The 24070-nt window shown below is 34.8% G+C and carries 24 protein-coding genes and 2 pseudogenes; 18 read left to right on the top strand and 8 right to left on the bottom strand.

Features of this window, described 5'->3' with window-relative positions:
* Nucleotides 1-79 precede the first annotated feature (79 nt).
* The 7 genes from BAQ49_RS25510 to BAQ49_RS25480 all read left to right on the top strand — a co-directional run bounded on the left by BAQ49_RS25510 (nt 80) and on the right by BAQ49_RS25480 (nt 9895).
* Nucleotides 80-1540 carry a CoA-acylating methylmalonate-semialdehyde dehydrogenase gene (locus BAQ49_RS25510; RefSeq protein ID WP_071747555.1) on the top strand — a complete coding sequence of 487 codons (1461 nt, stop codon included), beginning with the start codon at nt 80-82 and terminating at the stop codon, nt 1538-1540.
* Between the two features lie 25 nt (nt 1541-1565).
* Nucleotides 1566-2921 carry an aspartate aminotransferase family protein gene (locus tag BAQ49_RS25505; protein ID WP_165616081.1) on the top strand — a complete coding sequence of 452 codons (1356 nt, stop codon included), beginning with the start codon at nt 1566-1568 and terminating at the stop codon, nt 2919-2921.
* A 107-nt stretch (nt 2922-3028) separates the two neighbouring features.
* Nucleotides 3029-4648 carry an amidohydrolase gene (locus BAQ49_RS25500; RefSeq protein ID WP_071747553.1) on the top strand — a complete coding sequence of 540 codons (1620 nt, stop codon included), beginning with the start codon at nt 3029-3031 and terminating at the stop codon, nt 4646-4648.
* A gap of 495 nt (nt 4649-5143) precedes the next feature.
* Nucleotides 5144-6343, top strand: a complete 1200-nt coding sequence (locus BAQ49_RS25495) for a multidrug effflux MFS transporter (RefSeq protein ID WP_071747552.1) — start codon at nt 5144-5146, stop codon at nt 6341-6343.
* 131 nt (nt 6344-6474) lie between these two features.
* Complete coding sequence (locus BAQ49_RS25490) at nt 6475-7023, top strand: hypothetical protein (protein ID WP_071747551.1); 549 nt, start codon at nt 6475-6477, stop codon at nt 7021-7023.
* 62 nt (nt 7024-7085) lie between these two features.
* Nucleotides 7086-8030: a GNAT family N-acetyltransferase gene (locus BAQ49_RS25485; RefSeq protein ID WP_071747550.1), complete on the top strand. Its 945-nt coding sequence runs from the start codon at nt 7086-7088 to the stop codon at nt 8028-8030.
* A gap of 473 nt (nt 8031-8503) precedes the next feature.
* Nucleotides 8504-9895, top strand: a complete 1392-nt coding sequence (locus BAQ49_RS25480) for an amino acid permease (protein WP_071747549.1) — start codon at nt 8504-8506, stop codon at nt 9893-9895.
* Nucleotides 9896-9939: 44 nt separating this feature from the next.
* On the opposite strand, the gene BAQ49_RS25475 is transcribed toward BAQ49_RS25480, so the two are convergent.
* On the bottom strand, nt 9940-10959 hold the full coding sequence (locus tag BAQ49_RS25475) for a zinc-binding alcohol dehydrogenase family protein (protein ID WP_071747548.1): 1020 nt from the start codon (nt 10957-10959) through the stop codon (nt 9940-9942).
* Nucleotides 10960-11125: 166 nt separating this feature from the next.
* Between BAQ49_RS25475 and BAQ49_RS25470 the strand changes: the two genes are divergently transcribed.
* Both BAQ49_RS25470 and aiiA read left to right on the top strand, forming a co-directional pair.
* Nucleotides 11126-11332 (top strand): hypothetical protein, encoded by a 207-nt coding sequence (locus BAQ49_RS25470; RefSeq protein ID WP_071747547.1) that lies wholly within the window; start codon nt 11126-11128, stop codon nt 11330-11332.
* Nucleotides 11333-11432: 100 nt separating this feature from the next.
* Nucleotides 11433-12185 (top strand): quorum-quenching N-acyl homoserine lactonase AiiA, encoded by a 753-nt coding sequence (aiiA, locus tag BAQ49_RS25465; RefSeq protein ID WP_071747546.1) that lies wholly within the window; start codon nt 11433-11435, stop codon nt 12183-12185.
* 40 nt (nt 12186-12225) lie between these two features.
* Here aiiA and BAQ49_RS25460 read toward each other — a convergent pair whose 3' ends face one another.
* The 3 genes from BAQ49_RS25460 to BAQ49_RS25450 all read right to left on the bottom strand — a co-directional run bounded on the left by BAQ49_RS25460 (nt 12226) and on the right by BAQ49_RS25450 (nt 13734).
* Nucleotides 12226-12720 (bottom strand): hypothetical protein, encoded by a 495-nt coding sequence (locus BAQ49_RS25460; RefSeq protein ID WP_071747545.1) that lies wholly within the window; start codon nt 12718-12720, stop codon nt 12226-12228.
* Between the two features lie 89 nt (nt 12721-12809).
* Nucleotides 12810-13274: a DMT family transporter gene (locus tag BAQ49_RS25455; RefSeq protein WP_071747544.1), complete on the bottom strand. Its 465-nt coding sequence runs from the start codon at nt 13272-13274 to the stop codon at nt 12810-12812.
* Between the two features lie 13 nt (nt 13275-13287).
* Nucleotides 13288-13734 carry a DMT family transporter gene (locus BAQ49_RS25450; RefSeq protein ID WP_071747543.1) on the bottom strand — a complete coding sequence of 149 codons (447 nt, stop codon included), beginning with the start codon at nt 13732-13734 and terminating at the stop codon, nt 13288-13290.
* Nucleotides 13735-13843: 109 nt separating this feature from the next.
* On the opposite strand from BAQ49_RS25450, the gene BAQ49_RS25445 reads away from it, so the two are divergent.
* From BAQ49_RS25445 to BAQ49_RS25425, 5 genes are all read left to right on the top strand, one after another.
* Nucleotides 13844-14536, top strand: a complete 693-nt coding sequence (locus BAQ49_RS25445) for a cyclic nucleotide-binding domain-containing protein (RefSeq protein ID WP_071747542.1) — start codon at nt 13844-13846, stop codon at nt 14534-14536.
* A 13-nt stretch (nt 14537-14549) separates the two neighbouring features.
* On the top strand, nt 14550-14903 hold the full coding sequence (locus BAQ49_RS25440; protein WP_071747541.1) for a glyoxalase superfamily protein: 354 nt from the start codon (nt 14550-14552) through the stop codon (nt 14901-14903).
* 42 nt (nt 14904-14945) lie between these two features.
* On the top strand, nt 14946-15683 hold the full coding sequence (locus tag BAQ49_RS25435; RefSeq protein WP_071747540.1) for a metallophosphoesterase family protein: 738 nt from the start codon (nt 14946-14948) through the stop codon (nt 15681-15683).
* Between the two features lie 139 nt (nt 15684-15822).
* Nucleotides 15823-16866 (top strand): flavin-containing monooxygenase, encoded by a 1044-nt coding sequence (locus BAQ49_RS25430; protein WP_071747539.1) that lies wholly within the window; start codon nt 15823-15825, stop codon nt 16864-16866.
* 279 nt (nt 16867-17145) lie between these two features.
* Nucleotides 17146-17394 carry a hypothetical protein gene (locus BAQ49_RS25425; protein WP_025150487.1) on the top strand — a complete coding sequence of 83 codons (249 nt, stop codon included), beginning with the start codon at nt 17146-17148 and terminating at the stop codon, nt 17392-17394.
* Between the two features lie 191 nt (nt 17395-17585).
* Here BAQ49_RS25425 and BAQ49_RS25420 read toward each other — a convergent pair whose 3' ends face one another.
* The gene (locus BAQ49_RS25420; RefSeq protein ID WP_071747538.1) at nt 17586-18623 is read right to left on the bottom strand and encodes a serine hydrolase domain-containing protein; all 1038 of its coding nucleotides are present in this window, start codon (nt 18621-18623) and stop codon (nt 17586-17588) included.
* 79 nt (nt 18624-18702) lie between these two features.
* A complete protein-coding gene (locus BAQ49_RS25415) occupies nt 18703-18897 on the bottom strand; it encodes a hypothetical protein (protein ID WP_071747537.1) in 195 nt (64 codons plus the stop codon).
* Nucleotides 18898-19030: 133 nt separating this feature from the next.
* Between BAQ49_RS25415 and BAQ49_RS25410 the strand changes: the two genes are divergently transcribed.
* Nucleotides 19031-19312 (top strand): hypothetical protein, encoded by a 282-nt coding sequence (locus tag BAQ49_RS25410; RefSeq protein ID WP_071747536.1) that lies wholly within the window; start codon nt 19031-19033, stop codon nt 19310-19312.
* A 28-nt stretch (nt 19313-19340) separates the two neighbouring features.
* Here the strand turns inward: BAQ49_RS25410 and BAQ49_RS25405 are convergent.
* Nucleotides 19341-19638: pseudogene (locus BAQ49_RS25405) on the bottom strand (DUF3784 domain-containing protein).
* A 124-nt stretch (nt 19639-19762) separates the two neighbouring features.
* Here BAQ49_RS25405 and BAQ49_RS33345 point away from each other — a divergent pair.
* Nucleotides 19763-20045: pseudogene (locus tag BAQ49_RS33345) on the top strand (MazG nucleotide pyrophosphohydrolase domain-containing protein).
* 147 nt (nt 20046-20192) lie between these two features.
* On the top strand, nt 20193-20966 hold the full coding sequence (gene bla2 / locus BAQ49_RS25395; RefSeq protein WP_084667562.1) for a BcII family subclass B1 metallo-beta-lactamase: 774 nt from the start codon (nt 20193-20195) through the stop codon (nt 20964-20966).
* A gap of 462 nt (nt 20967-21428) precedes the next feature.
* On the opposite strand, the gene BAQ49_RS25390 is transcribed toward bla2, so the two are convergent.
* A complete protein-coding gene (locus BAQ49_RS25390; protein ID WP_071747533.1) occupies nt 21429-22460 on the bottom strand; it encodes a hypothetical protein in 1032 nt (343 codons plus the stop codon).
* Between the two features lie 276 nt (nt 22461-22736).
* Between BAQ49_RS25390 and hcp the strand changes: the two genes are divergently transcribed.
* Nucleotides 22737-24023 (top strand): hydroxylamine reductase, encoded by a 1287-nt coding sequence (gene hcp / locus BAQ49_RS25385; RefSeq protein WP_071747532.1) that lies wholly within the window; start codon nt 22737-22739, stop codon nt 24021-24023.
* The last annotated feature ends 47 nt before the right edge of the window (nt 24024-24070 follow it).

Raw genomic sequence — 24070 nt, 5'->3', positions numbered from 1 at the left:
TATATATAATCAAATGAATGCGCTTTCTTTCGAGCGGTGTAATACAAAGGACGGTTATCTTAAAATAGGAGGTTTCACCATGGTAGTAACGGAAAATGTACAAATGTTGAAAAATTATATTGGCGGACAATGGATAGAATCCACAGGTAAACAAGTTGAAGATGTACCAAATCCAGCAACAGGCGAGATTATTGCTCGTGTGCCACTTTCGACTAAAGAAGATTTAGATAGAGCTGTAGCAACTGCGAAAGAAGCATTCAAAACTTGGAGAAGGGTCGCTGTACCTCGGCGTGCTCGGATTCTATTTCGTTATCAACAGTTATTGATTGAAAACTGGGAAGAGTTAGCAAAACTCGTTACCTTGGAAAACGGAAAAAGTTATAAAGAAGCTTACGGTGAAGTACAGCGAGGGATTGAATGTGTTGAATTTGCCGCAGGTGCACCTACTTTAATGATGGGAGAGCAACTTCCTGATATTGCGACTGGTGTTGAATCAGGGATGTATCGTTACCCGATCGGAGTAATCGCAGGAATAACGCCATTTAACTTTCCGATGATGGTGCCATGCTGGATGTTCCCACTCGCGATTGCATGCGGAAATACGTTTGTATTAAAACCATCTGAAAGAACACCATTGCTGGCTAATCGCATAGCTAAACTATTTAAAGAAGCAGGTCTTCCAGATGGCGTGCTAAATATTGTGCATGGTGCACATGATGTCGTGAATGGCATTCTTGACAATGAGGATGTGAAGGCTGTATCTTTCGTTGGTTCTCAACCTGTGGCTGAGTACATATATAAAACAGCAGCAGCTAACGGTAAACGTGTACAAGCTCTTGCGGGTGCAAAAAATCATTCGATCGTATTAAAAGATGCGGACCTTAGTTCTGCAGTGAAAGAAATTACAAGTGCTGCCTTCGGTTCAGCTGGTGAAAGGTGCATGGCGGCGGCTGTTGTTGTTGTGGAAGAAGACGTTGCAGATGAACTTGTTAATAGACTCCTTCAAGAGGCGAATGCTATTACGATTGGTAATGGACTGGAAGAAGGTGTGTTCCTTGGTCCCGTTATTCGTGACGGACATAAAGAGCGTACACTCGGATACATTCAATCTGGTATAGAGCAGGGAGCGACACTTATCCGTGACGGACGTGAAGATGATGCAGCAAACGGTAACGGTTATTTTGTTGGCCCAACAATTTTTGACAATGTGACACAGGAAATGAAAATCTGGCAAGATGAAATCTTCGCACCGGTTCTTTCTATTGTACGTGTAAAAGACTTGATGGAAGCGATTCATGTTGCTAATGCATCACCGTTCGCAAATGGTGCATGCCTGTACACCGATAGCGCGAAAGCTATTCGTGAATTCCGTGAAGAAATTGATGCAGGTATGCTTGGGGTCAATCTTGGGGTTCCTGCTCCAATGGCATTCTTCCCATTCTCAGGTTATAAGAAATCCTTCTATGGTGATCTCCATGCAAATGGAAAAGATGGCGTAGAATTCTATACTCGCAAGAAAATGCTCACGGCTCGTTATTGAAAGAGTGATATGAAAATATAAAAGAATGGAGTTGGTGATTGTGCAAGCGACAGAACAAACACAAAGTTTGAAACAAGCAGATGAAAAGTACCTTTGGCATGCAATGAAAGGAGCATCCCCTAATCCAACGAATTTAATTATTACAAAAGCAGAAGGAGCATGGGTGACGGATATTGATGGAAACCGTTATTTAGATGGCATGTCCGGTCTTTGGTGCGTGAATGTTGGCTATGGCCGAAAAGAGCTTGCAAGAGCGGCTTTTGAACAACTGGAAGAAATGCCATATTTCCCTCTGACACAAAGTCATGTTCCTGCTATTAAATTAGCAGAGAAATTGAATGAATGGCTTGAGGATGAATATGTCATTTTCTTTTCTAACAGTGGATCGGAAGCAAATGAAACGGCGTTTAAAATTGCTCGTCAATATCATCAACAAAAAGGTGATCATGGACGTTATAAGTTTATTTCACGCTATCGCGCTTATCACGGTAACTCAATGGGGGCTCTTGCAGCAACAGGTCAAGCGCAGCGAAAGTATAAATATGAACCACTTGGGCAAGGGTTCTTGCATGTAGCACCACCTGATACGTATCGTAATCCAGATGATGTTCGTACACTGGCAAGTGCTGATGAAATCGATCGTGTTATGACATGGGAGTTAAGTCAAACAGTAGCCGGCGTGATTATGGAGCCGATTATTACTGGGGGCGGCATTTTGATGCCTCCTGATGGATATATGGAAAAAGTAAAAGAAATTTGCGAGAAGCACGGTGCGTTGCTTATTTGTGATGAAGTTATATGTGGATTTGGCCGGACTGGGAAGCCATTTGGATTTATGAATTATGGCGTTAAACCAGATATCATTACAATGGCAAAAGGTATTACAAGTGCGTATCTTCCTTTGTCAGCAACAGCAGTCAGACGAGAGATTTATGAGGCATACGTAGGCAGTGAAGATTATGATCGCTTCCGCCATGTGAATACGTTCGGAGGAAATCCAGCTGCTTGCGCCTTGGCTTTGAAGAATTTAGAAATTATGGAGAATGAGAAACTCATTGAACGTTCCAAAGAATTGGGTGAACGACTGTTATATGAATTAGAAGATGTAAAAGAGCATCCAAACGTAGGAGATGTTCGCGGAAAAGGACTTCTTTTAGGTATTGAACTAGTGGAAGATAAGCAAACAAAAGAACCTGCTACTATTGAAAAGATGAACAAAGTTATCAATGCTTGTAAAGAAAAAGGGCTAATTATTGGTAAAAATGGTGACACTGTTGCAGGTTACAATAATATTTTGCAGCTTGCTCCTCCATTAAGCATTACAGAAGAAGACTTTACTTTTATCGTTAAAACAATAAAAGAATGTTTAGCTCAACTTTAATTAGTTATTGATAAATTTTGCTGGAAAGTGGAACAGCATCTCCAGAGATATATCTTTAAATATGGAACGAATCACTCTAAAAGAGTAATTCCGAAAGGGCTGAGTTTATGAAAGCTGATGTTGTATTGATAAATGGAGAAGTTATTACAGTAGACAAAAAGAATACAGTGGCCGAGGCTGTAGCAATAAAAGATAATCGTATCGTAGTTGTTGGTTCACATCAGGAGGTTAAGAGTTTTATAGGAGAAAAAACGGATGTAATTGACCTGCAAGGAAAAACGCTTCTTCCTGGATTCATTGATTCCCATCTTCATCTCATTTCTTATGGGCAAAATCAGTTGGCTGTCAGTTGTAAAGCTGAACATATTGATTCTATCGAGGCTTTGTTAGATGATCTGAAAAAGAAGGCCTTAGAAACGCCAAAAGGTGAATGGATACGTGCTTGGGGCTTTAATGAAACCGCTGTGAAGGAAAAGCGTTATCCGACAATTACTGAGCTGGATGAAATTTCAGTTGAACATCCTATTATGATAACTCGTACTTGCCACCATATAAGCGTAGTGAACAGCAAAGCATTAGAAATTGCGCGAATTAACGAGAACACACCGAACACGAGTGGGGGAGTTATTGAAAAGGATCAGGCAGGAAAGCTTACAGGAAAGTTAATTGAAGCAGCAAATATGAGTATGAGCGAGGTTGCCAGTTATAAAGAAAGTGAAATGATGAAGGCAGTAAAAATTGCATCAGATCATTTCGTTGCAGCTGGCATAACGAGTATACATGACGCAGGTGGAGATGGACCTGAGAGTTTTCGTTTACTACAACAAGCTGTGAAGAGTAGGGATATTCGTGTCAGAATATATGCAATGATATGTCAAATAAATAACTCCCATGAATTTGTTAATAAAATGGTCGAAGCTGGTGTGGTAACTGGTACCGGAGATGAGAGATTTAAAGTTGGACCAGCTAAATTGTTTACAGATGGAAGTAGCACGGGTCCTACAATTGCAACCCGCAAGTCATATTCTAGTGACTCTAACAATTATGGTATTCTTTATTATAGTGAGGAAGAAATCTATCAAGTTTTAGGTGAAGCACATAAAAAAGGCTATCAAATCACTGTACATGCACAAGGTGATAAAGCTATTGAAATGTATTTAAATTGTGTAGAAAGAGCGCTAGAGGAATCGCCAAGAAAAAATCACCGTCATCGGATTGAGCACGCGGGAATTTCTTCACCAGATTTACAAGAGAGAATGAAAAACCTCGAGATAGTTCCAATTCCGAATCCTCCATTTCCATATGAATTTGGAGAGATATATGCACGGCACTATGGTGAGCGTGTTAACCACATGTACGCTGCTCGTGATTTTATTGATCGTGGCATCATTGCAGCAGGTAGTTCGGACGCTCCAGTTACTGACTATAATCCTTTATTAGGAATTCATGTTGCTGTTAATAGAAAAAGTAAGTCTGGGATGGAGATTGGTGCGAATCAATCTATAAGCGTAATGGAAGCTATTAAACTATACACATGGAATGGCGCGTATGCGAGTTTTGAAGAAGAGATAAAAGGAAGTATAGAGGTCGGTAAGTTAGCGGATTTAGTTATATTAAATGAAAGCATTTTAAGTGTCAATCCAAACCAAATTAAAGATTTAAAAGTAGAAACAACAATTATTGATGGAGAAATTATCTATCAAGAAAAACAATCAGTGAAAATGTAACGAAATGCCCCCCGATTGTTAGATTGGGGGGCATTTCGTTGCTTAGTTTAACTTTTTAATCCTGTCTAATCATTAAGGTACGAATGCAAGGAGTATTTTCCATCTGCATATTTTCCTTCTAAGGCAATTGTATTAAGTTATTATCTTTTTTAAAACGCCTTAATTTTCTGAGAGAATAAAGTGAAACTTTAATCAGTGGGGTTTTGTTCATCCCTCACCAATCGGGCTTCCCGTTAATGCGGGATAAAAGGATATTCGTCTACTAACAAATATTCAGATCATGAACACTAGAAAACAAATACAACCTATCATATAATTGAAAGACTATATTGTAAAATCAATGTTAATATTACCCTCCTATAAGTATTAACATGCGTAATTGAGGTGTTTTCTTTGTTATTTTATGATCGAATTTCTATAATGGCCCCTCCTGTTCCGTAGCTAAGAAAGTCTATTCATTTCTGAGATTTTCAAAGTTATAGGAGGGTATGAAAAATGAAAAAAGTCTCAGTACCATCACTTTGGTTAATGATTATTCTTGTGGCATTTCCGCAAATTAGTGAAACAATTTACACACCGTCTTTACCAGACATTTCAAAGGCGTTACATGTAAGTAATAATGAGGTGCAGTTAACGCTTAGTGTTTATTTTGCTGGATTTGCTTTAGGCGTATTTTTTATTGGATGGTTATCAGATATAATTGGTCGTCGCCGGGCAATGTTATTTGGAATTGTCGTATATGGCGCTGGGAGTTTCTTATGCTTTATTGCAAGTTCCATTGAATTTTTATTGCTAAGTCGTTTTATTCAAGCGTTTGGGGCAAGTGCAGGATCAGTTGTTACACAAACGATTCTTCGTGAAAGTGTAGATGGGCATAAACGTCATGTTATGTTTGCTCAAATTTCGGCAGTCATTGCTTTTACACCAGCGATAGGACCGTTAATTGGTGGCTTTCTTGATCAAATGTTTGGGTTTAAAATAGTATTTTTAAGTTTAGTAGTTATGAGCGTCGGAATTTTGCTGTATACGTTTGTTTCTCTTCCAGAAACAAAAACGGACTCAGTGACGAATCAAATAAATGTGTTTTCTGTTTTAAAACGGTTGATTACAAATCCGAAAGTAGTAACATACGGTCTATTAATTGGAGGAGCGAATGGTGTTTTATTTAGCTATTATGCAGAAGCGCCGTTTATCTTTATTGAATACTTTCAGTTATCGCCTAGTATGTATGGATTTTTAGGAATCGTTGTCGCTTCTGCTTCAATTATTGGGGCGAAAGTTTCAAAACGTTTACTGGCTACTTATAAACCAGAGAAAATTATATATATCGGTTGTCTTGTAATGACAGGGGGAGCTATCCTTTTAACTGTTATTACTTCAGTTGGATCAAATCCAAACATAATATATATGATTGGATTTTTAGTATCGATGTTTATATTGCTATTAGGAATTGGGATAGCGTTACCGAACTGTTTAAGTTTAGCATTAGTAGATTTTCAAGATGTCATTGGTACAGCAGGTGCATTGTTTAGCTTAGGCTACTATGTAATTGTAACGGTGACAATTTGGGGAATGAGTCAGCTTCATACAGGTTCGTTGATGGTGATGCCACTTTATTTTCTGACTATTGTAGTTATCATGGTGGTGTTTACTAAAGTATTTATTTTTGGTAAACAAACTTCAAAAACGATTTAAATATAAATGGTAAAAGAGTCTCATTTTTTAATGAGACTCTTTTATATTTTATGAAAAAAATAGGTATGAATATGTAATTAATGTTAAAATATAACAAAGTTGTATAGTTATAGTTTTTGGGAGGTAAAAATATGTTAATGAATCTAGCAAGCGCTCTACTAATCATTTCCGGACTTACAATAATTATAAGAAAAACTTTCATTGTCAACCACTATCTTTGTAATTTAATGGCATTCTTTTGTGCTTATATGACAACATCTTCTTATATGTTAAATCAACTTTCATTAGTGAAAACAATAGTTGTACTAGTTTTGTTGTTTATAACTTTAGTTCTCGTATACTCACATTTCGATATTAGAGGGCTAGCTTTTAACGATTATGCAGTGTTTAATTTACCTTCTAGCCGAGTGAATATATTAGTGAAAGAAGGGCTTACTGAAGCAAATATAGAATTTACTTTGGATAAAAATAATATATATTTATCAGGATCTCCTGTTAAAATTCGAATATTAAATAGGCCATTACATACAACTAATATTTTATTTAAAAAATGTCCAGATGATATGAAGGAGAAAATTAAAGATATTATTGAGGAAAAGATAAAAGCTGAAGAGAAGAGTTTTCCGCTTTCGGGTGTATTGTTGATTGCTTTAGGAGGACTAATATTTTTCATAAAATAGTAGTATTATGAAATGTTTTTTGCGATAAGGTTCGAACTCTCAATTAGAATGAGGTGGAATGCATGCGAAACTTAGTAAATAAACTAAATGTCAAAGCAACTAGACAAGAAGATTTACAACAAATTTTAAAACTATGTACAATTTATGATCAAGCCATTTACGGTGAAGTTGATACAACGGTAGAGGATATTAATAACTCATGGAAAGATATTGATGTTAGTAAAAGCTCTTATGTTGTTATGAATGAAGAAGAAATAATCGCTTATGGAATTTTGACAGGGAATGAAGGGCAGTTTCCATCTGCCGTATTTGTAAACCCTGCTTATATAAATCAAGGAATTGAATATGTAATATGGTCAAAGCTTGAAGAGCGTGCTACGGGGCTTGTAAGTAATTCCTCTTGCTTGAATGGCACGATTGTAACACAAGCAAATAATTTCTATGAGGAAAAAGTATTAGAAGAAGATGGATTTATCCCAACTCGTATATGGTGGGGGATGGGGATTGAATTAAAGAGAAATGTTCCATCGCCACTATGGCCAAAGGATGTTATAGTGCGACATTACATACCAGGTTTAGATGATGAAAGATTACATCAAGCTTTTAATGAAGCATTTGCAGACCACTGGAATTCGCATCCTTCTACGTTAGAAGAGTTTTTGCAGCGTACTGAAAGAGCTGGGTTTCATCCTACGTTATGGTCACTAGCAATGGTTGAAGATGAAGTAGTGGGATTTATTTTTAGTAAAAAGGGTACTGATAATAAAGCTGAAATTACTCACTTAGGTGTAAGAAGTTCTAAGCGGAAACAAGGATTAGGATTGACGTTATTACACCATGCATTCGGGAAATTGTATGAAGAGGGGATTTCGAAAGTGAATCTAAATGTAGATTCTGAGAATATTACAGGTGCACCTCGCGTATACGAAGCAGCTGGAATGGAAGTAAAGAGTAAATTCGTTCGCTTTGATAAGGAAGTCCGTGCGAAGGATGTATATGGTATGTAATTTTACTAATATATTATATTTCCAGGTGAGATGGAAATGTAATTCATTTAAATGATGGACAATGACGTTATCAACTATAAATATTGAAGTACATGCTGTATAAAACCGAGGAAGATATGATCTCCTCGGTTATTTATATTGTAATAACATTTAAACTAGAATCATATTGAATAGATGTATTTTATTTCTAATTAAGTTAAAAATTAAACGTAATCATGCATATTAATTTATTAAAAAAATAATTGAATTTTTCAGATAAATGAATTAATATGAAATAAGTAATTTTAAGATTTATAGAATATTGGAAGATGAAAGGTTTTGAGAATTTTGTTAGGGGCAAAAAACGATTTTAGGATAGCTTTAAAGCTAGTGTAAAATGACGTTTGCTTCATCATTTTCAGGGCCGAAAGGAATTAGGGGAAAGCATCTTGTTTTAAAATGCGGCTATGAATCATCTAAGAGGGGGAAGTGAAGTGGCAAACAAAGAATTGAAAAGAGGTTTAGAAGCACGTCATATTCAAATGATTGCTTTAGGCGGAACAATTGGTGTTGGTTTGTTTATGGGATCAGCCAGCACGATTAAATGGACAGGTCCGTCAGTAATGCTTGCTTATGCAATTGCAGGTATTTTTATCTTCTTCATCATGCGTGCCATGGGAGAAATGTTGTACATGGAGCCGAGTACAGGTTCATTTGCGACGTTCGGTCATAAGTATATTCACCCGTTAGCTGGTTATATGACAGCGTGGAGTAACTGGTTCCAGTGGGTTATCGTTGGGATGTCAGAGATTATCGCAGTTGGGGCGTATATGAAGTATTGGTTCCCAGATTTACCAGCCTGGATACCGGGTGTTATCGCAATGGTTATTCTTGGTGCAGCTAACTTAATTTCTGTTAAATCATTTGGTGAATTTGAATTTTGGTTTGCGATGATTAAAATCGTTACGATTTTATTAATGATTATTGCTGGATTTGGTCTTATTTTCTTCGGAATTGGTAACGGCGGAGAAGCGATTGGTATATCAAACCTTTGGGCAAATGGCGGTTTCTTTACAGGTGGTTTTTCAGGATTCTTCTTTGCATTATCACTTGTAGTTGGAGCGTATCAAGGTGTGGAATTAATCGGGATTACTGCTGGTGAAGCGAAAGATCCGAAGAAGACACTTACAAGAGCAATTCAAAGTACAATTTGGCGTATTTTAATTTTCTATATCGGTGCTATTTTCGTTATTGTAACTGTTTACCCTTGGGATCAATTAAGTACAATTGGTAGCCCGTTCGTAGCGACTTTCGCAAAGGTTGGTATTACGGCAGCTGCTGGACTTATTAACTTCGTTGTTATTACAGCAGCAATGTCTGGTTGTAATAGTGGTATTTATAGTGCTGGACGTATGCTGTATACGTTAGGTGTGAATGGACAAGCACCGAAATACTTTACGAAGATTTCGAATAACGGTGTACCTTTATTCGGTACAGTTGGTGTAATTATCGGTTTAGCGGTTGGTGTTGTATTAAGTTATATCGCACCGAAAAACTTATTCGTATATGTATATAGCGCGAGTGTACTTCCTGGTATGGTACCATGGTTCGTCATTTTAATTAGTCAAATTAATTTTAGAAAAGAAAAAGGAGCAGCGATGAAAGATCATCCATTCAAAATGCCATTTGCTCCTGTTACAAACTATTTGACGATTGCCTTTTTAATTATGGTATTAATCGGAATGTGGTTTAACGATGATACTCGTATTTCACTAATTGTAGGTATTGTTTTCTTAGCTATCGTAACAATTAGTTTCTATGCTTTCGGAATAGGGAAGCGTGCTCCGTTAGATGTTCAAAATGATCAAGAGATTTCAAGTAAATAAAAGTAAAAAAGTCCGATTTCATATTTAGAAATCGGACTTTTTTATTAAAACTTTTCTAATACAATTTTCCCAATTGTACGTCCACTCTCAAGCAATGCATGTGCTTTTCTAAGATTTTCTGCATGTATCGGTGTTAACGTATCGTTTAAAGTTGTATGAAGGATACCTTCATCTAATAATTCGCTCACTTTGTTTAATAGTTCGTGCTGCGTAATCATATCGCCAGTTTCATACATCGCTTTTGTGAACATAAATTCCCAAACTAGTGTAGCGCTTTTACTTTTTAAAATGCCCATCTCAAGAGGGTGCTCATTTTCTACGATAGAGCAAATTTTTCCTTGTGGTTTAATGAGGTCACATATTGCTTGCCAATGTTGATCTGTATTGTTTAAGCAGAAGATATAATCGACATCTTTTAGTCCAAGTTCTACTATTTGCTCTTTTAAAGGTTTGTGATGGTTGATTGTATGATTAGCCCCAAACTTTTTCACCCAGTCTATCGTTTCTCCGCGTGAAGCAGTTGCGATTACATTTAGTCCAGCCCATTTCGCAAGCTGAATTGCGATGGAACCTACACCACCAGCTCCGCCGATGATTAAAATGTTTTTAAATGAGTTTTCACTTTTTTTAGAGTAATCAATACCTAAACGTTCAAATAAACCTTCCCACGCTGTGATGGCTGTTAAAGGAATTGCTGCAGATTCAGCATCACTTAACGTTTTTGGTTTTTTACCAACAATTCTTTCATCAACTAGATGGTATTCACTGTATGTACCTTGCCTTGTAATGCTTCCAGCGTAAAATACTTTATCGCCTTCTTTAAATAACGTACAACCTTCGCCCGTTTGCACGACAACACCACTAGCATCCCAGCCAAGTATTTTTGCTATATCTTCTTTTTTATCTTTCGGAGATCGAACTTTTGTATCAACTGGGTTAACGGAAATAGCGTTAATTTTTACAAGTATATCTCTTCCTGTGGCAACAGGTCTTTCAACTTCAATATCAATTAAACTGTTTTCTTCTTCAATAGGTAAGTATTCATGTAAACCAATTGCTTTCATTTCTATTCCCTCCATTAAAGTAAGAGTTTTTCTCTTTTATTATAGGGGGGAAAGATTGGTATGTAAAAAAGTATACTTTAATTATTTTTGTGAACTTGGAAATTATTTTAAATATTAAGTATATATGGTATATTTTTGATAGAAAACATTGCGAGGTGAATAGCAAATGACAATGCAATTAAGAAGAAATGACTATTTTGTAGTAACGGCAATTATTATCATGTACTTTTTCATCGGTCACTTATTCGATATTGATATATTAAAACTTATGACTATTTATAAAGATGGTTTCAGCGTTAGTTTCTTAGGGATTGCTATATGTTACATCTCGATTGTTTTAGCATGTTTTACTATTCGGAAATTGAAAAAATAGTAAGTAAAGATGGAATGATGGTCTAGAAGGATTTTATTTCTAGAAAGAAGAATTTTTACTGTGTGTCTTATTCAAAATTAAATGTAAAGGTGGATACATAATGACGGTAAAGAAGCTTTATTTCGTACCAGCTGGTCGTTGTATGTTAGATCACTCTTCTGTTAATAGTACGCTCACACCGGGGAATTTATTAAACTTACCAGTATGGTGTTATTTATTGGAGACTGAAGAAGGACCTATTTTAGTAGATACAGGTATGCCAGAAAGTGCGGTTAATAATGAAGGCCTTTTTAACGGCACATTTGTTGAGGGGCAGATTTTACCGAAAATGACTGAAGAAGATAGAATCGTAAATATTTTAAAGCGTGCAGGGTATGAGCCAGAAGACCTTCTGTATATTATTAGTTCTCACTTACATTTTGATCATGCAGGAGGAAATGGTGCTTTTACAAATACACCGATTATTGTGCAGCGGGCTGAATATGAGGCGGCACAACATAGTGAAGAATATATGAAAGAATGTATATTGCCGAATTTAAACTACAAAATCATTGAAGGGGATTATGGAGTCGTACCAGGTGTTCAATTATTGTATACACCAGGACATACTCCGGGGCATCAGTCACTATTCATTGAGACAGAGAACTCTGGCCCAGTGTTATTAACGATCGATGCATCGTATACGAAAGAAAATTTTGAAGATGAAGTGCCGTTCGCGGGGGTTGATTCGGAATTAGCTTTATCTTCAATTAAACGTTTAAAAGAAGTTGTTAGGAAAGAGAACCCAATTGTTTTCTTCGGACATGATATAGAGCAGGAAAAGAGCTGTAAAGTGTTCCCTGAATATATATAAAAGAGAAAGTCATGAGCTAATGTGCCCATGACTTTCTCTTTTATATAATCTTTTTAAATAAGCTATATACTTTTTTCGAATTGCCTTCATTTAATTGATAATAAGTAAGATCTATGTCATCAGGACTGTTTTGATGAGCAATCATAATTTCACTACTGTTGTTATCTACTATCCAAATTAAATATTGTTTATAAGTCCCATCTTGGAAAGTAATCCACATGTTACAATCTACTAGATCAGAACCTTCTTCATCTAGCATTAAATCGCCTTTTTTTGCTGTATTCATACTGTTAATGAATGTTTTTAATTCATCTGTTTTTGTAAGGAAGATAGATTTTTTTGTTTTAATTGACTCTACATGTATATCTTTTATTTCCTGTTTCCCTAAAAAAACAGGAGGTGCATCTGGGTCTCTTTGAGTCGAAATAATAGTAGCTTTCTTCTTTGGTTTACTTGCTGTATAGAGATCTTGAATAGATTTTCCAGAGTTTAAAAACCATACGGTTCCAAAAATAATTAATGCGCTACCTATCAATAAAATGATTTTCTTAATAGGGTATTCTCCTCTCTATTACTTCGTGTGAAGAGCTTTTCTATTAATATATGATAGGTAAGCGCAAAGTATTATAGTTGAACGTGTTTATTAGGCACAGTTTTAATAGGGCGATCAATAAGTAAATTGTAAGTAAGCCCTATTAATACGAAAACACCGCCGATAATTTTTCCAGTTGAGAGTTCATTTGACAGGAAGAAGTCAATGATAGTCCCCGCAAATAATTGTCCGATAAAGATGAGTAACGTTAAATAAAATGCCGATATTTTAGGAGTAATATAGTTGGATAATGAAATAACGATAACGCCTACTAATCCGCCTAAGTATACAGCGATAGGAATAGATCGCAACGTATGACTAGGAATATAAAATGAATCTGAACTGAAAATTAAAAATATCATAGAGAAAAATAATCCAGTAATATAATTGAAAAATGTACCTTCCCAATTCCCAATTTTCTTTGCTAAATTCGCGTTAATAATTCTAGCAACAACGATAGAAACACCAGCTAAAATAGCGATACAAATATATAACATTTTCTTACCCCCATTAATAAATTGTCATGACTATAATCCCAGAAGAGATGAATAATAATCCAATTAGTTTTTTCTTTTCAAACTTTGCAACTTTCATTCCTAATAAGCCGAAGTGATCAATAACAATTGCAGCAATGGATTGACCGAGTAAACTTAATGCGATTGTAATAGAGGCACCAAGGGCGGAGAAACTTATATTATTAAAAAGAACAGTGAACACCCCAATCGCTCCAGCGCTATATAAAACAAGTGGAATACCTTTATCAAAATGGATTTTATTTTTGTTTATGATTAAAACGAAAATAACTGCAATTAAACCGACAAGGTGAATGACAACGCTCGCTGTGTACTTGCCAATTAATTCAGATAAAATCCCATTCAATGGAAGCATAACGGCGATGAGCACACCAATAAAGACAGAAAGAAAGTTATACAATGTAATAGCCCCTTTATATTTCATATTTGTAATGAATGTATCATGCTGAAATTGTGTATTACTATGACATATGTCATAGTGGAAGAAGAAAATTTTAATTACAATGGGGATAGGTTGTAAAGGTGGGGGAACTATGAAGAAAGTATGTAATTCTATTAAATTAGCAGAGTATATGAAACAAAATAATATTGACTCATTTTTTAGTAATGATATGAAGCCATATATGGAACTTTTATTTTTTAAAAAGAATGAGTTTATTTGTAGAGAAAATGAAGAGATAGATTATTTATATTTTTTTGTTGAAGGAAAAGCGAAAGCGTTTAACACATTAAGTAACGGGAAATCGGTATTATTATGTTTTTATGATAGTTTGCAGTTACTAGGAGATGTGGAGTTAATTCATTCTCAAAAGACTGCTTCAAACGTACAAGTAATGGCTGATTCGTATTGTGTTGGTTTACCTTTAGGGAAAGTGAGAAACCAATTATTTCATGATGCGAAATTTTTACGATGTATTTGCGGATCGTTAGCACATAAATTAAATCGTCTTTCAAAAAATAGTACAATTAATTTACTATATCCACTTGAAAATAGACTTGCGAGTTACATGTTAGCAGCAGGGGAACGAGCGGCTCAGCATGGAAATAGAATTGTGTTTAGTGGGAATTTAACGGAAACAGCTGAATTGTTAGGAACGAGTTATCGGCATTTATTGCGCACTTTGAATATTTTTTGTGATAAAGAGATAATCAAGAAAAATAATGGTTGCTTTGAAGTAGTAAACGTGGATGTTTTGAGAGAATTGGCTGCGGATGTTTATAAATAGGAGAGGATTATAAATGATTACACCTATATTTAGAATTTTTGATATTGAAAAAGCTCAGTTGTTTTACTTTAACTTTTTAGGATTTAAACTGGATTGGGAACATCGGTATGAGGAGAATATGCCATTATATATGCAAATTTCGTTACATGATGCTGTGATACATTTATCAGAACATCATGGGGATGCTTCACCAGGCGGTGCGATTCGGGTGAAAATAGAGGATTTAAAAAGTTATTATGCTATTTTATCAAGTAAAGATTATGCTTATTCAAAACCTGATATAGAGAGAACACCTTGGGATACAATGGAATTAACTGTGATTGATCCGTTTTTAAATAGAATTATATTTTATGAGGAGCGGGTTTAGAAATTGAGATGACATAAATAATTTATCAAGGTAGGTGTAACAATGAACAGAAAAATAGCGATAATTTCGGATATTCATGGGAATAGTCACGCTTTAAAATCTGTATTAGAAGATATTGAGCGTCGTAAGGTCGAAATGATAATAAATTTAGGGGATAGCGTGTATGGGCCGTTAGATCCTTTAGGGACAATTGAAATATTAATGAATAACGAGATGGTACATATTAAGGGGAATTGTGATCGCATGCTTTGGGAATCTATACAAGAGCAGTCTGCTACACTAACTTTTGTCCAAAATCAATTAACAAAAAATCATATAGATTGGTTACAACAACATTCTTCACAATTTATTGTAGATGATATGTTATGTTGTCATGGCACACCTACTTCAGATGAGGTGTATTTGTTAGAAGAGATGAATGAAAGTGGTGCGGTATTAAAGAATGAAAAAAATATAATGGACCAACTCCAAAATATTGAGCAAAAAATAATAGTATGCGGTCATACGCATATTCCTAGAGTTGTTTATTTAGCAAACGGAAAGATTATTATAAATCCAGGGAGTGTAGGACTTCCAGCATACAAAGATGAATTACCTGTTATGCATAAAATGGAGTCAGGAACTCCGCACGCAAAATATGTAGTGATAGAAAAGGTTTTGGGAGAATGGATAATTGAACAAATTTCAGTTCCTTATAATTGGGAAGAAGCTGTTGGATTAGCTGCTCAACAGGAAAGATATGACTGGGCACAGGCGCTAAAGACTGGGAAGATAGAATGAAGGGGAGTTTACTTTATAGTAAACTGCTCTTTTTTATTTTGAGTAGATATTGAATTATATAAAAATAAAATGTTATGATTACGGAAACATATGAATACATGAACAAGTATTCATATGTATAAAAGAAGGAGGGATTAGAGTGAAAGACCTAATTATTATTGGAGCTGGTCAAGCTGGATTAACAATAGGATACTACTTGAAGCAAGAAGGATATAATTTTTTATTACTTGAGGCAGGAAAGCGAATTGGTGATTCATGGAGAAACAGATATGATTCTTTACAGCTTTTTACCCCAAGGTCTTACAGTAGTTTGCCAGGGAGGGCATTAATAGGTGGGAAAAATGAATTACCACATAAAGATGAAATTGCAACGTATTTAGAAGAATATGCAAGGTACTTTAAATTACCGGTCCAATTGCAAACCGAAGTTTTAAAAATAAAGAAAGAAAAAGATATATTCGAATTACATACTCCTAGAGAAACTTTACAATCAAAAAAGGTTGTTATCGCAACAGGTGGTTTTCAGCAACCGTATATCCCCTCATACTCACAACGTCTTTCATCGTATGTTTTTCAAATACATTCATCACAATATAAATCACCACCGCAAATTCCTAAGGGAAAAGTACTAGTAGTAGGTGGCGGGAATTCAGGAATGCAAATCGCAGTAGAACTTGCAAAAACTCATGAAGTTACAATGTCTATTAGTCATCCTTTAACATTTCTACCGTTACATCTTTTTAGAAAGAGCATTTTTAATTGGTTAGAAAAATTGGGTTTATTGTACGCTGAAGTAAATACAAAGAGGGGAAAATGGTTTCAAAAGAGGAAGGATCCTATTTTTGGTTTTGAAGGTCAGGAACTTATTCGTAATGGAGCAATACAACTACAGGAAAAAGTAGTAAGTGCATCAGAAAATAATATTATGTTTCAGAATGGTGATACATATAGTGCAGAAAGTATTATATGGTCAACTGGTTTTGCTTCAGGTTATAACTGGATTGAAATAGAAAAGACAGTGAATGAGAAAGGATTTCCTAATCATGTAAAGGGAATAAGTCCCGTAAGAGGATTATATTATATCGGTTTGCCGTGGCAATCTCAAAGGGGCTCTGCACTTATTTGTGGTGTAGGAAAGGATGCAGCGTATTTACTTTCTGAAATCAAAAAAATAGATCAGTAGCAGCAACTACTGATCATCCATATGTACATGAATTAGGAGAGGTCAAACATTTATTAACTTTATTATAATAGATTTTCATAGATTTAAAAACTGAAAATTCTAATTTTATGTTGAGAAAGTTTTTTGTATCGAAATATATGAAAGAATAGGAATTTTTATTAAAAGGAAAAATGATATTTATATTTTAGTAAATTATGATATAGTCTAAAAAAGAGTCTTTTCCATAAATGTAATTATTTTCATTTTAATTTCATTTATGTGAGGGAAGGAGAAGTAATTATGAAGTTTGATGATCAACGCTTACTAGGAGTACGATTAGGATCGGTACTCGTAACAGAAGAAAATCAATATTTAGTAATTAAGAAGAAAGATCATTATGCACTATTAAACATACATAATTTAGAATGCACACATGTCGAAGTGCAGCTAGAACATATTGAAGAACTGTTGCATGAAGATTTCCAAGAAAGTATAACGGAGATTATCGCACCAGAACATATAAAAATTGTTGCGAAAAATGTTATATAAAGTGAAACTTTAATCAGTGGGGGGCTTCTTCATCCCCCGCTGATTATTAGCCTTCACCAATCGGGCTTTTACGGGCAGTTGATCCCCCATCTAACTTTTTTGCTTTCGCTGAATATTGAGATGGGGGTCTTACTGCCCGGCAAATAGCGGGATAAAGAAAGAAGCTGGAAGGAACAGCTTCTTTCTTTTCATTATAAGGATAACATTTTTAAAACCTCGCCAATAATTCCTTCCATTTGATGAACACCTAAATCAGAGTTTGTCATAATAACAGCACCATTACCTTGATATGGATAGCATACCATCATACATTGAAATCCAACGCCCCATCCATATGAATAAATTTGTAAGTCTTCATTAGAATCATCTAGAAAAACACCTAACCCAGTCCATTTTGAGCAACCTTGAGGAGAAATCATGTCTTGTACTATTTTTTGAGAAAGTTTTAGTTTGCTATTTCCATGTAAGGAATGAATGAGTTCGATTACTAAAGTTGATAAGTCAGTTGGTGTTGTCCAAATGCCTGAGGCTGCTGCGAATGGATAAAATGGATACTTCTCATTTGTAACGGTGCCATCTTTATTATGTCCGCAAGCAAATGTATCTAATTTATTTATATCTTCAGTAGGGAATACCGTACTATTCTTCAGTTGAAGTGGCTGAAAGATATATTCTTCAAGTAAAAGATTAAATGGTTTTCCAGTTATATTTTCAAGTAGTAGTTCGATAATACAAAAGTTTGCGTCAGAGTAGTGAAATTCGCTTTCTGGTTTATAAGCTGCTTCTATCGGTACTGGGCAATATAATGTTTTACCGGCAAGGAGTTCAGACATGTTTGGTCGCCCTTGTGCAAGTGTATAATGTTCAAAACTATTAGGAGGATCAATGATTCCAGATTGGTGACTTAATAAGTTTCGCAACGTGATTTTTTTCTGTGAAGTAAATAAATTGGTAGGGATGTTCCAAGATGTGAGTCTATCATTTACGTTTTCATCTAAATGTACTATGCCTTGATTACATAATTTTAGCGTGAGTATGGCGGTGATGAACTTGCTAATGGAACAAGAATTGAATATGGAATCCGTAGTGACAGTTCTAGTTGTTCCGGATTCAAGTGTTCCGAAGGCAGACGCTTCATCAAGTCTACCGTCACATATAACGGCAAGGCTTAATCCTGCAACGGAATATTGGTTCATTTTCTCGTATATATTGTTACTTTTTAAGTTCATAGTGACTTCCTTCCTTTTTGAAAAAACAGAATATTAATTTTATTATACAGTAGTAAATAGAGTGTTTTCTTAGTTTAAGTTAATTCGAAGTAAATGCTTTAAAAAATTTATATCGGTACATGTACATAAGCCATGAGGTTGTTATTAAGGAAATAATGGTGGTTTTGTTTTTTATTGGTGCATTGAAAACAAGCCAGCCAACGATATCAAATAATAAATGTAGTGCGATTGAAAGAACTACAAATTGTAGTAACGTCTTAAAAAATCTTTTCATAAAGTATCCCCCTAAAATAAAAGGTTTTATCAACAGTGTTGTATATTACTATTATACATTAAATGTTTCCTGTGGTAAAATTTACATAAGTTACTTAAATAAAACATATGAAAGCTAGTAAGGAGGGGCAGTCATGGAATTTTGGATTGTCATACCGATAGCGGCCTTTGGATTTATGTATCTCGCTGAAAAATTAAATAAAATCGAAAAGAAAACGGATGCGCGTTTAAAGAGGATGGAAGATAGATTACAATTAATTTCGAAAGAAATGGGAATTGTAGATAGAGAACCTGAAATTAATAAAGAGTTGCGTCAGCTTATGGAAGAAGGAAAAACAGTTACAGCAGTTAAGAGAGTAAGAGAAGCTTTTGGTTTTTCCTTATTAGAAGCGAAGCAATATGTTGATAAATTATAAAAAAGATCATCCATTTGGGTGATCTTTTTCATTTCACCATACGTGTATTTACATAGGCAGCAATTATAACGTGGCCAATTATTATGATAGGAAATAAGATTTTGGCATTAGGAGTAGTGAAGACACTGCCAATTGTGGCGATAACACCAGCAGTTAAATTATAAAGACCCACTATTTTTGATAACTTAACTTTATCTGGCACACGGCGTTCATTGAATCCTGATAAGAGCCAAGTGTATTGCTTTACTCCGATGAAATATGCTAGTGCAAATGAAAAATGAAATGATTGCTAGTATGAATAATGATGGGGAAGCGAAGAGAGTCATTAAAAACCCCTCCGTTAATAGGCTATAAATAAATTATAGTATGAATGTTATAATTTAACAAAATACATTTTTGATTTTAAATGTAATAGAAAAACGGAGTATTTGTGATGAAGGGAGATTAAGTATGAATATAGTGGAATTCCAGAGATATGTATCAAATTTCAGTGAAGAAAAAGGATTTCAAGATACAACAATTGAAGAGCGTACGATGTATGCAATGGCGGAATTAGGTGAATTAGCGGAAGTTATATTAAAGCGTAATAAAATACAAGATGCAAAAAAAAGAAATTGGTTTAGAAATGTTTGATGTAATTTGGAATGTATGTGATTTAGCAAACAAGTTAGAAATTGATTTAGAGAAGGCGTTTGAAGAAAAAATGATGATTAATAAAAAACGTGAATGGTAAAAGGAAAGTTAAGTTAAAAAGCGTACAAAATTTTGTGCGCTTTTATTAATTTCATGAAAAATAGGTAAGAAATGATGGAACAAACATTTGAGATGAATTGTCTAATATAGGTAATAACTATTTAGTTTGAAAGAAAGGGTGGAGAAAATGAAAAAGAATACATTATTAAAATTAGGGGTATGTGTTAGTTTACTAGGAACAACTCAATTTGTTAGCACAATTTCTTCTGTGAAAGCGGAACAAATGCTAGAGAAAAAAGTAATAAAAAATGAGACAGGAACCATTTCAATTTCTCAGTTAAACAAAAATGTATGGGTTCATACGGAGTTAGGTTATTTTAACGGAGAAACAGTTCCTTCGAATGGTCTAGTTCTTAATACTTCTAAAGGATTAGTACTTGTCGATTCTTCTTGGGATGATAAGTTAACGAAGGAACTAATAGAGATGGTAGAAAAGAAATTTCAGAAGCGAGTAACGGATGTCATTATTACACATGCGCACGCTGATCGAATTGGCGGAATTAAAACGTTGAAAGAAAGAGGAATTAAAGCGCATAGTACAGCATTAACTGCGGAACTAGCAAAGAAAAATGGATATGAAGATCCACTTGGAGACTTACAAACAATTACGAATTTGAAGTTTGGAAATATGAAAGTAGAAACGTTCTATCCAGGGAAAGGACATACAGAAGATAATATTGTCGTATGGTTACCGCAATACAACATTTTAGCTGGAGGCTGTTTAGTGAAATCTGCGGGGGCAAAAGATTTAGGGAATGTTGCTGATGCATATGTAAATGAATGGTCGATATCGATTGAGAATGTGTTGAAGCTATATGGAAATATGAACTTAGTAGTGCCTGGTCATGGAGAAGTAGGGGACAGAGGATTACTTTTACATACATTGGATTTGTTGAAATAAGAAACTGTTGGAATATAAAAGCGAGGGGAAACAATTTCCTCCTCGCTTTCTTCGAGCTATATTTAAATGCGAAGCTATTAATTACGCCTGTATACGTTACTGAGATTTTAATTCCAAGTATACAAATACCAGTACCGTCATAATTGCTATAACAACGTAAGTAACATCAAGCATTATAAGTGTTTTTAATGTTTCAGTCATTCTAGTTCACCCCTGTTATAAAAATATAACATGATCTTTTTATCAATCAGATAAGAGATCATAAAGATAAAATGTACATGAAATTTCTTAAGTAGTTTCTATATAAATATATCATATAAATAATGTAAACAATGTAAAGATAGTGTAAATGTATTGTAAAGAAAGAGGGTGCTCATAATGTGTATAAATCTTTTAATTTGTAAATACTATGTATCTCTCGTGTGCCGAGTAGAAAAAAGTTATAACATGTGAAAAATAGATTTATTTTGATAAATCAATCACGATGGTAGCTGTTACTACATTTTCCTCTAAGACTTCTACCTGTACTTGTTCATCGTTTCTCCAATTGATATTGAAGTTCTCTGTCGTATACATGTCCTTAAGAGTGACTTCTTTATATTTTTTTAAAATGCTACCTCTTTTCCCATAATAGATTCTTACAGTTGAACTGGGACTTGGTCCTTTTGATTTTATTGTTTCCCTAAACTCGATAATATTTATTAGATTTGGAGATTCACTTTTTTGAAAGGTAAAGGAACTGACCACTTTTTGTACTTTCTTAAAAACAGAACTACTGGATTTATCTGATACATTAAATTCCACAACTTCAGGTACTGTTTCTTTTCCGCGTAGCGTTATTGTTGCTTCATAATCGTTTTTCCAATCTATTGAAACGTTTGAAGAATCGAGACGTTCCCCGTCATTTGCAATATTTGTGTCCAAATGTTCCGACCAACCGTATTTAATTCTGACGGGAGAGGAACCAAGAGAAGAGTCTGAATCTATTTTAACTACTTTAATCGTATTTATATTATTCGGAGAATGACTTTTTTCTAGTGTAACGTCCTGTAAATACAATATGTAAGAAAAACAGCCTACTAATAAAATAATTGGAATTAAAATACGTATGGCAGTAACGGGACGGCCTCGTGTCTCTTTTTTCTTAGTACTTTTCATATTTTGTTCAAGGTCTTTTTCAATGCTCGTTGAAACTTTTACTTTGGCCGGGCGAATAGACCACCAAATGAAAGCTATAAGTAGTAAGAAAAGAGGTATTCCTTGAATAAAGAGAAATCCTTTCCAAAAATCAAGTCTAGTACTATATGGAGAATCTGTTGCCATCACCCCTATAAAAAGTGCCACTGGACTTGTAAGTATATTTATCCCTAAACCGATCATTACGAATGAAAGATTTTTATTCCTAATTTTTCGTGACCCAGCCATAATAAACAGAAATATTGCAATACCGAGTATAAGAAACAGTATTCCATAATAAAACATCATATATACCATATTATCCCTCCATAACTTTAATTGTACCATCAGCAAGGAAAATTTTGTGAAATATTAGATGGATATGATATTTGTGTTCCTTAAAAGTGCGTCGATACATTATGCAAATAAATGATTATGCGAAAGCATTAATATTAGAAGACGATAAAAATATTATGTCAATAATGTGAACTGTCACAAATCTTTATATATTATTGTGATTGATATCACATCCCTTTTCATTAATGGGTATTATGCTTAGGTTGTAAGGAATGCTTGGGAGAGGGTGGGATGATAATGTTTTGTTATCAATGTGAACAAACGCCAACAGGCGGATGTAAAGTAATAGGTGTTTGCGGTAAAAATGAAACAATTGCAAGTTTACAAGATACGATTGTGTTTGGATTAAAAGGAATTGCGGCTTATCGTACTCATGCTGCTCAGCTAGGATATACAGATGCATTTGTAGATGCTACAACGCAAGAAGCGTTATATATGACGTTAACAAATTCCAACTTTAATGAGCAAGAGCATATTGATATGGCTATGAAAGTCGGGAAATCAGCTTTACGAGTGATGGAGTTATTAGATGAGGCACATACGAATCACTTTGGTGTTCCAGAGCCGGTTCAAATTACACAAAATCGTGTAGAAGGTAAGGCAATTGTAGTTACTGGTCATAATTTATTTGCGTTAGAAGAATTATTAAAGCAAACAGAAGGAAAAGAAATTAATATTTATACGCATTCTGAAATGTTACCAGCACACGGATATCCGCAGCTGAAAAAATATAAACATTTAAAAGGGAACATTGGTAAGGCATGGTATGATCAAAGACGTCTTTTCGAAAAATTTACTGGTGCCATTTTAGCTACAACGAACTGTGTTATGCCAATTAAAGGATCATATTTTGATCGATTCTTTTCATATGATATTGCAGGTTTAGAGGGCGTACAAAAAATTGAAAATGATGATTTTGCACCATTGATTCAAAAAGCGTTAGAACTTCCAGAAGTACATATGGAGTCGGATGAACAGTTAGTAACAGGGTTTCATCATAATACAGTATTATCATTAGCTCCAGAAATTATTGAGGCAGTAAAGGAAGGGAAAATAAAGCGTTTCTTTGTTATAGCAGGTTGCGATGCCCCAGGAAAAGGCGGAGAATACTATCGTGAATTAGCAACGTCACTTCCGCCAGAAACGGTAATTTTAACAACTTCTTGCGGGAAATTCCGCTTTAATGATGTAAATTATGGTGTTGTACCTGGTACGGAGATCCCGCGTTACATTGACTTAGGACAATGTAACAATTCAATTTCTACAGTGAAAATAGCGGCCGCTTTAGCAGATGCTTTTCAATGTGAAGTGAATGAATTGCCAGTTAGTATTGTGCTATCATGGTTTGAACAAAAAGCAGTTGCCATTTTACTTGGACTATTTAGCCTTGGAATTCAAGATATTCGCATCGGTCCAAAGGCTCCTGAATTTATTTCACCTGGCGTGCTTGATGTATTACAAGAAACATTCGGTTTAAAACTGATTACAAATGCAGCAGAAGACATGGCTATGATGTTATCGTAATGAAAAGATGTTGTACATTTAATAGTGGCTTTATAAAGAATTTGTAT

The organism is Bacillus proteolyticus, assembly GCF_001884065.1.
Lineage (GTDB): Bacteria > Bacillota > Bacilli > Bacillales > Bacillaceae_G > Bacillus_A > Bacillus_A proteolyticus.
This window is presented reverse-complemented; position numbering and strand designations above follow the sequence as displayed.

Coding starts and splice junctions, on each gene's coding strand:
- BAQ49_RS25495 (WP_071747552.1), top strand. CDS start 5,144: ATGAAAAAAGTCTCAGTACCATCACTTTGGTTAATGATTATTCTTGTG.
- BAQ49_RS25500 (WP_071747553.1), top strand. CDS start 3,029: ATGAAAGCTGATGTTGTATTGATAAATGGAGAAGTTATTACAGTAGAC.
- BAQ49_RS25445 (WP_071747542.1), top strand. CDS start 13,844: ATGAAGAAAGTATGTAATTCTATTAAATTAGCAGAGTATATGAAACAA.
- BAQ49_RS25410 (WP_071747536.1), top strand. CDS start 19,031: ATGGAATTTTGGATTGTCATACCGATAGCGGCCTTTGGATTTATGTAT.
- hcp (WP_071747532.1), top strand. CDS start 22,737: ATGTTTTGTTATCAATGTGAACAAACGCCAACAGGCGGATGTAAAGTA.
- BAQ49_RS25470 (WP_071747547.1), top strand. CDS start 11,126: ATGACAATGCAATTAAGAAGAAATGACTATTTTGTAGTAACGGCAATT.
- BAQ49_RS25390 (WP_071747533.1), bottom strand. CDS start 22,460: ATGGTATATATGATGTTTTATTATGGAATACTGTTTCTTATACTCGGT.
- BAQ49_RS25435 (WP_071747540.1), top strand. CDS start 14,946: ATGAACAGAAAAATAGCGATAATTTCGGATATTCATGGGAATAGTCAC.
- BAQ49_RS25425 (WP_025150487.1), top strand. CDS start 17,146: ATGAAGTTTGATGATCAACGCTTACTAGGAGTACGATTAGGATCGGTA.
- bla2 (WP_084667562.1), top strand. CDS start 20,193: ATGAAAAAGAATACATTATTAAAATTAGGGGTATGTGTTAGTTTACTA.
- BAQ49_RS25440 (WP_071747541.1), top strand. CDS start 14,550: ATGATTACACCTATATTTAGAATTTTTGATATTGAAAAAGCTCAGTTG.
- BAQ49_RS25475 (WP_071747548.1), bottom strand. CDS start 10,959: ATGAAAGCAATTGGTTTACATGAATACTTACCTATTGAAGAAGAAAAC.
- BAQ49_RS25490 (WP_071747551.1), top strand. CDS start 6,475: ATGTTAATGAATCTAGCAAGCGCTCTACTAATCATTTCCGGACTTACA.
- BAQ49_RS25420 (WP_071747538.1), bottom strand. CDS start 18,623: ATGAACTTAAAAAGTAACAATATATACGAGAAAATGAACCAATATTCC.
- BAQ49_RS25505 (WP_165616081.1), top strand. CDS start 1,566: ATGGAGTTGGTGATTGTGCAAGCGACAGAACAAACACAAAGTTTGAAA.
- BAQ49_RS25455 (WP_071747544.1), bottom strand. CDS start 13,274: ATGTTATATATTTGTATCGCTATTTTAGCTGGTGTTTCTATCGTTGTT.
- BAQ49_RS25510 (WP_071747555.1), top strand. CDS start 80: ATGGTAGTAACGGAAAATGTACAAATGTTGAAAAATTATATTGGCGGA.
- BAQ49_RS25450 (WP_071747543.1), bottom strand. CDS start 13,734: ATGAAATATAAAGGGGCTATTACATTGTATAACTTTCTTTCTGTCTTT.
- BAQ49_RS25415 (WP_071747537.1), bottom strand. CDS start 18,897: ATGAAAAGATTTTTTAAGACGTTACTACAATTTGTAGTTCTTTCAATC.
- aiiA (WP_071747546.1), top strand. CDS start 11,433: ATGACGGTAAAGAAGCTTTATTTCGTACCAGCTGGTCGTTGTATGTTA.
- BAQ49_RS25485 (WP_071747550.1), top strand. CDS start 7,086: ATGCGAAACTTAGTAAATAAACTAAATGTCAAAGCAACTAGACAAGAA.